Source organism: Mycobacterium sp. UM_11 (assembly GCF_001414075.1).
Taxonomy (GTDB): Bacteria; Actinomycetota; Actinomycetes; order Mycobacteriales; family Mycobacteriaceae; genus Mycobacterium.
This window is the reverse complement of record NZ_LATC01000139.1, coordinates 1-9,633: the sequence shown is the minus strand read 5'-3', so window position 1 is coordinate 9,633 and position 9,633 is coordinate 1. Positions and strand designations below refer to the sequence as shown.

At 69.9% G+C, this 9,633-nt stretch carries 12 protein-coding genes; 4 read left to right on the top strand and 8 right to left on the bottom strand.

The genetic code is table 11. From position 1 onward, the window contains the following. From WU80_RS22750 to WU80_RS22735, 4 genes are all read right to left on the bottom strand, one after another. On the bottom strand, positions 1 to 544 hold a 544-nt coding region (locus tag WU80_RS22750; RefSeq protein ID WP_156371822.1), incomplete at its 3' end, for a glycosyltransferase. A 208-nt stretch (positions 545 to 752) separates the two neighbouring features. Further along, positions 753 to 1,913: an AAA family ATPase gene (locus WU80_RS22745; protein ID WP_055405352.1), complete on the bottom strand. Its 1,161-nt coding sequence runs from the start codon at positions 1,911 to 1,913 to the stop codon at positions 753 to 755. Positions 1,914 to 1,945: 32 nt separating this feature from the next. Further along, positions 1,946 to 3,538 carry a Na+/H+ antiporter gene (locus tag WU80_RS22740; RefSeq protein ID WP_055405351.1) on the bottom strand — a complete coding sequence of 531 codons (1,593 nt, stop codon included), beginning with the start codon at positions 3,536 to 3,538 and terminating at the stop codon, positions 1,946 to 1,948. A 127-nt stretch (positions 3,539 to 3,665) separates the two neighbouring features. Beyond that, complete coding sequence (locus tag WU80_RS22735; protein ID WP_055405350.1) at positions 3,666 to 4,712, bottom strand: DUF5685 family protein; 1,047 nt, start codon at positions 4,710 to 4,712, stop codon at positions 3,666 to 3,668. A gap of 98 nt (positions 4,713 to 4,810) precedes the next feature. Here WU80_RS22735 and WU80_RS22730 point away from each other — a divergent pair, with 98 nt between their 5' ends. Both WU80_RS22730 and WU80_RS22725 read left to right on the top strand, forming a co-directional pair. Beyond that, entirely contained in the window at positions 4,811 to 5,263 is a 453-nt protein-coding gene (locus WU80_RS22730; RefSeq protein ID WP_082459993.1) for a protease inhibitor I42 family protein, read from the top strand. A gap of 17 nt (positions 5,264 to 5,280) precedes the next feature. After that, a complete protein-coding gene (locus tag WU80_RS22725) occupies positions 5,281 to 5,760 on the top strand; it encodes a hypothetical protein (protein ID WP_055405349.1) in 480 nt (159 codons plus the stop codon). Here the strand turns inward: WU80_RS22725 and WU80_RS22720 are convergent. Then, complete coding sequence (locus tag WU80_RS22720; RefSeq protein ID WP_055405348.1) at positions 5,757 to 6,524, bottom strand: SDR family oxidoreductase; 768 nt, start codon at positions 6,522 to 6,524, stop codon at positions 5,757 to 5,759. The two genes, WU80_RS22725 and WU80_RS22720, sit on opposite strands and share 4 nt — an antisense overlap. Before the next feature lie 9 nt (positions 6,525 to 6,533). Further along, positions 6,534 to 6,959, bottom strand: a complete 426-nt coding sequence (locus WU80_RS22715; RefSeq protein ID WP_055405347.1) for a DUF1707 domain-containing protein — start codon at positions 6,957 to 6,959, stop codon at positions 6,534 to 6,536. A 62-nt stretch (positions 6,960 to 7,021) separates the two neighbouring features. On the opposite strand from WU80_RS22715, the gene WU80_RS22710 reads away from it, so the two are divergent. Beyond that, positions 7,022 to 7,648, top strand: coding sequence for a TetR/AcrR family transcriptional regulator (locus WU80_RS22710; RefSeq protein ID WP_055405346.1), 627 nt, complete (start codon positions 7,022 to 7,024; stop codon positions 7,646 to 7,648). Here the strand turns inward: WU80_RS22710 and WU80_RS22705 are convergent. Together WU80_RS22705 and fdxA are read right to left on the bottom strand one after the other, a co-directional pair. After that, positions 7,594 to 8,889 carry an alpha/beta hydrolase gene (locus WU80_RS22705; protein WP_055405345.1) on the bottom strand — a complete coding sequence of 432 codons (1,296 nt, stop codon included), beginning with the start codon at positions 8,887 to 8,889 and terminating at the stop codon, positions 7,594 to 7,596. The genes WU80_RS22710 and WU80_RS22705 overlap by 55 nt on opposite strands. Positions 8,890 to 8,924: 35 nt before the next feature. After that, a complete protein-coding gene (fdxA, locus tag WU80_RS22700) occupies positions 8,925 to 9,251 on the bottom strand; it encodes a ferredoxin (protein WP_055405344.1) in 327 nt (108 codons plus the stop codon). A gap of 98 nt (positions 9,252 to 9,349) precedes the next feature. Here fdxA and WU80_RS22695 point away from each other — a divergent pair. Continuing rightward, positions 9,350 to 9,633 (top strand): LysR family transcriptional regulator (locus tag WU80_RS22695; protein ID WP_156371820.1); only part of this gene is annotated, 284 nt, incomplete at its 3' end.

Here is a 9,633-nt window from a genome sequence, read left to right as displayed (position 1 = left end):
GAAAGGTCTGCAGGTCGACGCCCAGGGGAACGGTAACGGTGTTGGTGGCGCCGATTCGATCGAATTCCTCCCGGGCGAAACCGGTGGTGCACACCACCGTGTCGTAATCGGCCGCGGTGCGCGCGTTGGCCAGGTCGGCGAACCTGACCGCGGCCCGCCGCGGAAGCACTTGCCCCACAAGGCGATCCAACCGCTCGTGGGAGATCATCACGGTCGTGGCACCGTGGTCGCGGCCCCACCGGCCCAGTGATCGCAGCGTCAGCCGGTCCGAAACCTCCAGTGCGTCGGGCCGCAACGCCTCCAGCAGCGCCTTGACGGGTCCGGGCAGCACCGCGCGGTAGCCGCCGGTGAGGGGAATCAGCCTGGCGGGCAGGGTGATTCGCACCACGCCGGTGCGCAGCTCGCTGCGTTCGGCCCGCTGCCCGGGCACGATCAGGAACACCTCGTGACCGCCGGCGCAGTATTCGGCGCCCAGCCGGTCCACCGCGGTGCGAAGGCCGCCGGAGCGAGGGCCGTAGAAATTGGCGACCTGTACAACGCGCATAACGTGAGGACACGCGGCCCGCATGTGCACTCAACAATGCGGACCTGACGCCGGCCTGAACAGTCCATGAATTCCGCCGCGCAGGCTTCGAGCGCGTGCGTACTGGGCGTTGAGTGTGCGCCCACGGCGGCGACACGCCGAGAAACGCCGCCGTGAGTGCACGCTCGATGGGATGGGGGCGACGGGGTGCAAGGAACCCTGCGAAAAGCTAGCGCTTGCCCCAGTCCCACGGCGGCGTACTCAGGAGGTCCTGGCCGGCGACGCGCGTTTCGCCCCACTCCTTGTACAGCTCGATGTCGACGGAGTCGTCGCCGATGGCCTCCAACAGCGTGCGGGAATGGGTGACCACCAGGACCTGCGTCCGCGCCGACGCGGTGCGGATCAGCCCCGCGAGCGGGCGCACCAACTCCGGGTGCAGCGAGGTCTCCGGTTCGTTGAGCACCATCAGCGACGGCGCCTGCGGGCTGGACAACGCGGCGGCCCACAGCAGGAATCGCAGTGTGCCGTCGGATAATTCGGCCGATCGCAGGGGCCGGAGCATGCCGCGCTGGCGCAACTGCAGATCGAAGAGGCCGTCGTGCACGGCGACCGAAATCGTGGCGCCGTCGAACGCGTCGGCGACGGCGCGGCTCAGGTCGTCGAAGCCGGCCTCGATGATCGTCTGGACCGCGGCCGCCAGGTCGCTGCCGTCGTCGGAGAGCACCGGGGTGCGGGTGCCCACCTGCGGGTGCCGCGCCGGCGCCCCGGCGTCGACGCGGAAGCCGTCGTAAAACCGCCACCCGCGCAGCCGCTCGCGCACCTCGGCGAGTTCGGGCAGCGCGTGCGGGTTGGCGTACTCGGCCAGCACGCTGCGGTACAACGGCAGCGACCGGGACAGCTCGTCGAATCCGCGACCGGTGTCGGCACTGACCTCGACGAAACTCGCGGCTCGGCGCACCAGCGTCGTGCCGGCGCGCAACACCGGACCGGCGAAGACCGCCTCCCGCTTGATTTCCGGATCGCGAGCGAAAGCTGAGCGGGCTTGCCCCGCCGACACCGGGATGCCCAGGTCGACCACATAGCCGAAATCACTTGCAGAAAAGCCCAATTCGAGGGAAACCGGCCGGGTGCGCACGGTGCCCTCGGCCTTCCCGGTGCGCCGGGCGCCCTTGAGCTCCTGGGGCCCGGCCCACAGCGCGGACTGCAGCCCGCCCTCCCGGGCGAGCGAGGCGATCACCTCGCCGCGGCCGCAATCGGCCAGCAACCGCAGCGCGCGGTACAGCGACGACTTTCCGGCGCCGTTGGCGCCGGTGACGACCGAGAGCCGGCCCAGCGGCAGGATCACCTCACGCAGCGAGCGATACCCGCGGATCGCGACCGTCTGCAACATGGTGCCGACTGTACGGTCGACGACCGACGCCCCTACTCGTTCTCGGCGGCGTCGAGCAGCTGCACTTCCTCGAGGTCCATCTCGTTCTGCAGCTCGCGCAGCACGATGTCGTCGATCAGGTTCTGGTTGCGCAGCGCGGTGATCTCCCGGCGCTTGCTGTCGAGCACACCCAACCGCACCCGCCGGACCAGTTCCTTCTTCTTGACCAGGTGGTTGTTCGTCGAGCCGTCTTCGGTGGCCAGCGCCAGCGCGGCCTTCTCCTCGTATTCCTTCTGCAGCCGGCGCCGCAGGTCGTCGCCGACGCCGACCTCGTCGGCGACGGCGGGCAACGCGTCGAGGGCGGCTCGCACACCCCGGGTGCGGGCCAGTTGCAGCTCCTCGGAGTGCGCGACGTCCTCGGGCATCTGCGCCCAGCGCACCACCGCGGGCAGCGTGGTCCCTTGGACCAGGACGGTGGTCAGGATGACGACCACCACGATGAAGATCAGCAGGCTCCGGTCGGGGAACGGCGCGCCGCTGAGCGTGGTGGTCGGGACGGCCAGCGCCGCGGCGAGTGAGACCGCACCGCGGAAGCCGGCCCACGCGGTGACGAAGCGTTGCCGCCAGCTGACCCGGCGTTCGCGTTGGGCCTGCCGGCGGTCGATCAGGCGGATCAGCAACACCGTGAGCTCGCCCCAGAAGATGCGCGACAGGATCACCACGGCGGTGACGGCGAGCGCGATGAACAGCGCGTGGCGAATCCCGCCGTCCACGCCGGCGATGCCGCGCAGCGCCCCCGGTATCTGAACACCGACGAACACCCACAACGAGCCGTTGAGCAGGAAGGTCGCGCTGTCCCAAAATGCGTAGGCCTGCAGGCGTGATCGCGCGCGGATCACCACCGGACCGGCGTAGGCGAGCACCAATGCCGCGACCATGACCGCGACGACCCCGCTGCAGTCCATGCTCTGGGCCAACAGAAACGCCGCGAACGGCGTCAGCACGCTCAATGCCATTTCCTCTTGCGGGGCGTCGATTCGCTTGCGCAGCAGCGTCACCGCACCGCCGACCAGGAGTCCGGCGGCGATGCCGCCGAGGTAGGAGCCGACGAAACGGCCGACCAGGTCGGGCGGGGTGATCGCGGATCCGCCGATCGCGACGTGGACGGTGACGGCGAACAGCACCAGCGCGGTGCCGTCGTTGATGAGACTCTCGGCCTTGAGGACGGTGACGGACCGGCGCGGCAACTTCTTGGCGAGGCCGGCCACGGCGGCGGCGTCGGTGGGGGAGAGCACGGCGCCCAGGACGGCCGCCGCGTGCGAGTCCATCCCCAGCGCCCGGGCCGTCCACGAGACCGCCACCGCCGTCGCGATCACCAGGCCGACGCTGAGGAAGACGATGATGCGCGCGTTCGCCCGGATCTCGCGGAAGCTGGTGTTCAGCCCCTCCCAGTACAAGATCGCCGGCAGGAAGAGCAACAGCACCACCTCGCCATTGACATGCACATTGGCGAAATGGGGGACCAGGCCGAGCAGGGTGCCGAGCACGATGAGCAGCACCGGCGGACCGACGCGATAGCGCCGGCCGATGACCGTCCCGACGATGACGGTGGAGACGAGCGCGACGATCAGGACGAGGCCAAACACCAGCCCATCCTGCCGGACTTGCTCGGCTCGCGCCGAGCGGGGATGGGGCGGGCGGGGTTGTCGGTTAGGTCACTTCAGACCCGTCGAGAGTCGCCTGAAGGCCGGGGATTCCGTCGCGCGCGGCCGGTCAGGAGCAGTCGCAGCAGCAGTCGTCGCAGCAGCAGTCGCAGCTCTCGCAGCAACACCAGCAGCCGGTGCCGTCCCCGCTCTTCTTGCGCTTGCCGGCGGGGTTTTCGCCGTCACCTTCGGGCTGCCCGGGCTGATCGCCGAAGTTGATGGGTTCCTGCTGGCCGTGCGGCGTCCCGGTTTGCGCGCTGAAACCGGCGTGGGCGAAGGTGCGCTTGATCGATCGGCGCACCTCGCTGGTCAGCAGCCGGTGGGGCAGCCGGCCGTCGGTGAACGACACGTCGGCCAGCGCCAGCTCGATGCCCAACGCCGCGTCGTCGCATAGGGCGCGCGCCGTTGCCACGGGAGTTGCCGTGGCCGCCAACGGGTTCCACTTCCCCCGCGCGACGTCGTCGCGGTAGTCCTCGACCGCGTCGAGCAGGTGCGCCACCCGGCCGAACAGCCGCCCGATCTCGCGCAGCGGCGCCGCGTTGTCCGGACGACCGGCCAACACCGCGGTGTGCGCGAACGCCTCGGCGACGGCGGTCTCGGTGGGCTCAGTCACCAGCAACAGCGAGCTACCGGGGCGGGCCTGGGATTCGAGGGCGGCCTGGCGGTCCATCGCGGCGACAAGCACGCCCGTGTCGAAGCCCAGGCTGTGACCGGTGTCGGTGCCCTGGCGCACCCAGCGTTCGGCGATGCGGCGCGCGGCCGGCCGCACCCCGGCCACGCCGACCACCCCGTCGCGGTCGTCGACGTGATCGCGGACCCGCGCGGCGGCCAGCGCCAACGACACCACCGCGGCCAGCCGCACGCAGTCACCGGTGGCCACATCGGCGCGGCGCATCCCGCGCAATGGGCAGCGCCCGGCCGCGCGGCGGCTCGGTTCCCCGGGCGATTGCGCCTCGACCAGCAACGAGACAACCAGGCCGTCGTAGTTGGTGGCGATGCGCGCGGTCTGGCCGTAGTCGTCGCGCAGCGCCAGACACAATCCGCACAACTGGGCTGTCCAGGCCGCCGCCAGCTCGCCGCCGAGCCGGTGACGGCAGGGCCGGATGATGCCAAACATGCACAGAAGCTACCCGACGCGCAGCAAACGCGCGCGCGAAACGCCGAGCCGCCCATGGGGTATCGCCGGGCCGCGCGTCGATGGGGCTTCAGGCCATAATGGGCTCGATGACTGTCGGGAAGATCAGGCTTTTGGTGACCGTCGCGATGCTCGTTTCGCCGATCCTGGTGGGCTGCCATTTCGAGTCCAGGAACCCGCCGTCGACCAAGACGCTGCAGGTGCCGATGAACGACGTGCTCACGCAGAGCGTCATCACCCAGGGCATCACGCTGGCGGTCGGCAACACGCTCGTCGTGAAGTTGGGCTCGAATTACACCACCCCGTACCGGTGGGCGCCGGACATGAAGATCGGCGACTCGGGGGTCCTCAAGCAGACCAGCCACGAATTCGTGCCACCGAGCTCGGACGCGTTGGGGGCGCCCGGCACGGAGGTGTGGACGTTCACCGCGCTGAAGCCGGGAACCACGACCGTCGGCACGTCCTACACCAGCTTCGTCGGCAAGGACTCCAAACCGGCGTGCACCTATACGGCCAACGTCACGGTGCAATAGACGCTACGGTCTGGAACGTGTTCGGCTTCCTCCGCAACCTGTCCGAAATCGGCAAACTGCCCGCCGCGCTGCGCGACGAGCTCGACGCCGAGGGAATCATCTTCAGCGCCGGCAAGGTCGGCGTCAGCCGGCACTTCGGCGGCCATGTGCCGGGCGTCTATTCGGCCTCGGGCGTGTCCCGCTACACGGGCGCGTTCGCGTTCACCGCGGCACGGGTTGTCGCCACGCTGCCCGCGCGCGGGGACGCCAACCTCCGATCGATCGACTGCCCCTGGAACAACGCCAGGGGGCCGGCCCGCGCCACCATCACCGGCAAGGGCCTGAATCTCGAAATCGATTTGCACGGCGTCGATCCCGCCTTCAGCGGGTCGATGCGGCTCAACTACCGCAAGAAGATTCCCGACGAGGTGCTTCAGACGCTGCCGGCGACGACGCTGCGCTTTCCCGTGCAGCCGGTCTTCGTCTATCGCGCCGCGGGCGTTCGGCCCAAGACCTAGCTTGGCTCGGCGGGCCGCAGCATTCGGCCGCTGACGACCGCCGAGAGCCACCCGGGCATCAGTCGTGAGCCGGTGGCCATCGCGCGAAGGCGCCACCCGGGCACGACGACGGCGCGGCCCCGGTCCAGCCCCCGCAGCCCGGCGGCCACGACGGGTTCGGGCGCCGCGAGCCGGCGATAGATCGCGGTGTGCGAAACGTCCGAGCCGAGCGCATCGACGAACCCGGTCCGGGTGGGCCCGGGGCACAGCGCGGTGACGGTCACCCCGGAACCGCGCGTCTCGGCCCACAACGCTTGGCTCAGCGACAGCACGAAAGCCTTCGACGCGCCATAGGTGGCCTGGTACGGGCCGGGCTGAAAGGCGATGGTGGAGGCGACATTCAGGACGCCGCCCCGACCCCGCGCCAGCATGCCGGGCAGCACCGCGTGCGTCAGCCGCACCAGCGCGTCGACGTTGACCGCGACCAGCTCGCGCTCGCGCTCGGCGTCGACCTCCGCGAACGGGCCGTAGGTGCCGAAGCCGGCGTTGTTGACCAGCACGTCGACCTCCCGGCCGTCCAAGCGGGCGACCAGGTTGTCGACGCCGGCCCGGGTGCCAAGGTCGCCGACGGCAAGTTCAACAGGCTGCTCGACCCGCTGGGCGACCGCTTTGAGTCGGGCTTCGTCGCGCCCTGCGAGCACCAACGACATGCCTCGCCGCGCCAGCTGGTCGGCGAAGATCGCGCCGAATCCGGAGCTGGCACCGGTGATGACGGCCCACGACATGGCAAACCCCTACCGCGCAACGGTTTTCACGGCCGGGCGGATGCCCAGTGCGTGGCTGACGAGACCGATCCCGGCGCCGAGGATGGGCCATACCGGCCAGAAGTACGTGGCGCCGGTGGTGGCGGCGACGGCCGCCCACACGGTGAGCACGATGACGGTCATCGCGAGATAGGCGCCGAGGTGAATGCGCACCCCGCGGCGGGCGGCCTGGATGCGGGCGGCGCGGCGGCGCGGGTCCGCGCGGCGAATGCGCTCGAGCGGGAGGTCGGCGAGCAGCTCACGCAGCTCCCCGGTGGTCTGCGCGGCGAACACCGCCCGCACGCGTCGGTCGTATTCGTCGAGTTCCAGGTAGCCCTGCGCGAGCGCCTGGCCCAGGCGGGTTGCCGCCCGCTCCCGGTCGCGGTCGCCGGCGCGGGGGGTCAATTGCGGGTCCATTTCGTCCCCTTCCTTCGGATGTGAATGGCTTTAACATAGTCCCCAATGTTAATCTCGTCAACATGGCACGCGAGCGAAAATCGCCGACTGGGGCGGTGCGTCGGGACAGCTATCACCACGGCGACCTGAAACGCGCCCTGACCAGCGCCGCACTGTCGTTGGTCGCCGAAAAGGGGCCCAAGGGCTTCACGCTGACCGAGGCGGCCCGCCGGGCCGGGGTCAGCGCCGCCGCCCCGTACCGGCACTTCGCCGACAAGGCGGCGCTGCTCGCGACCGTGGCCGAACAGGGTTTCGGCGAGCTGCACGCCGAATTGGCCGCGGCCGCCTCCGCGCCGGACCCCAAGGATCGGGTGGTCCAACTCGGCCGCGCGTACGTGCGCTGGGCCGTCGCCCACCCCGACCACTACCGGGTGATGTTCGGCGCCGAGCTGTCCAAGGCCGACCATCCCGGCCTGGCCGTCGCCGGCGAGCAGGCGTTCGGGGATCTGCTCGACGCGATCGCCGACTGCCAGCGGGCGGGCGTCTTGGGCGTCTCGGGCGGTCGGGACCCGCGCGAGCTCGCCGCGCCGCTATGGTCGCTGGTGCACGGCGTCGCGTCGCTCGCGATCGGCGGCGAACTACAGGCGGTCGGGATTCAGGCGGATCCGGAGGCCATGGTCGCGGGCGCGGTGGCCCGGGTGCTCGCGTAGACCTCGGCGAGGAATTGTTCGACGGCGACCGCGGCGTGCACCGCGCGGGCCGAGCCGAAGATGTCGAAAGCGTGCTGGGTGTAAGGCAATTCGGCGTACACGACGGGTTGGTTGCTCACGTCGCGCAGCTTGGCGGTGAAGTCGCGGGCCTGCTCGACAAAGGCCAACGAGTCGTTCTTGCCGTGCAGCACGAAAAACGGTGGGGCGTCGGGGTTTACCCGATGGGTCGGCGACGCGGCGGCGAACGTGTCGTGGTGCGTCGAGGGCCGCTGCTTGATGATCGACTTGATCAGCAACCCGGGCATCATCGCGTGCATCGAGTCGTCGAGCCGGGTGAAGTCGTAGATCCCGTAGAACGGCACGGCCGCCTGCACCCGGGTGTCGGCGTCCTCGAATCCGGGCTGGAACTGGGGGTCGTTGGGGGTGAGCGCGGCCAGCGACGACAGGTGGCCGCCGGCCGAACCGCCGGTGATCGCGATGAATTCGGGATCGCCGCCGTACTCGGCGATGTGCTGCTTCACCCACACCAGGGCGCGCTTGACGTCGACGATGTGGGCCGGCCAGGTGTTACGCGGGCTGTGCCGGTAGTTGATCGCCACGCAAATCCAGCCGAGTTCGGCAAGGTGGCTCATCAGCGGATGGGCTTGTCCGCGTTTGTTTCCCGTCGTCCAGGCGCCGCCCGGGATTTGGAAGAGCACGGGCGCCTTGCCGTTCGGGTCCAGGTCGGGCCGTCGCCAGATGTCGAGATGGTTGGCGCCGCCGTATTCGCCGTAGCTGATGTCGGAGTCGTGGGCGTAGTCGCGGTAAATCCGCAACATGCGCAGCAGGCCCGGCGCCTTGGCGATGCCCGCGCCCTTGGGCCGGCGCCACAGGTCGGCCGAGTCGGTGCGCCGGTCCGAGCCCAGCCCGGCGTCGAGCGCCTGGGTGAGCGGCACGTTGGCTTGATGGCCTGCCCGGCTGAAGTTCAGCAAGCCCGCCGCCGATGCGGCGGCGGTCAGCCAGGCCAGCGTCCGCACCGCCGGGGTGAGCCGTCGGGCCGTCAACGCCAGCCCGCCGAGCTGGCTGACCAGGGTCTGCAGCGGCAACTCGGTGACGACCAGGCCGAAAAACCACGAGAACAGCGACAGGTAGCCACTGCGCGCCAACGGCCGGTAGGCGTTGAGCGTGGACACCGCGGTCACCGCGGTGACCACGAGCGACCCTAGCTGCCGGATGACGTGGATGATTCGAGCTGTCCGCATGAGCTCACCTTACGAAAAGCCCCTGCGGCAGGTGGTTACGTGGCCTCGGCCCGGCTCTCCAGGCCCTTGACCGCGGCGGGGTCGTTTTCGGTCAGCCCGACCTTCGCCGCGCCGCCGGGCGAGCCGAGTTCGGCGAAGAAGTCGGCGTTGATCTGCGTGTACTCGCCGTATTCGGCCGGCAGGTCGTCTTCGTAGTAGATGGACTCGACCGGGCACACCGGCTCACAGGCCCCGCAGTCGACGCACTCGTCGGGGTGGATGTAGAGCATCCGCGCCCCCTCGTAGATGCAGTCGACGGGGCATTCCTCGATGCACGCCTTGTCCTTGATGTCGACGCAGGGTTCGGCGATCACATAGGCCATGCCTCCATGGTTCTTGTCGGGGCCACGGGCGAGTAGAGGCACGGTCGTTGTGGAGTCACAAGCTATCGTTGTGTCACACGAAATGATTGTGAGTGATCATGCCGCTCAGCCCTCGGATGCCCGAGCTCGCCTCGTTCGAGGTGTTCCTGGCGATCGCCGAGACCGGCAGCCTGGGCCGCGCCGCGCGCGAACTCGGGCTGACCCAGCAGGCCATCTCGCGGCGCCTCGCGTCGATGGAGGCCCAGATCGGCGTCACGCTGGCGGTGCGGACCACGCGCGGCTCGCAGCTGACCCCGGCGGGCCTGATCGTCGCCGACTGGGCCCGACGGTTGCTCGAGGTCGCCACCGAGATCGACGCGGGCATGGGCTCGCTGCGCAAGGA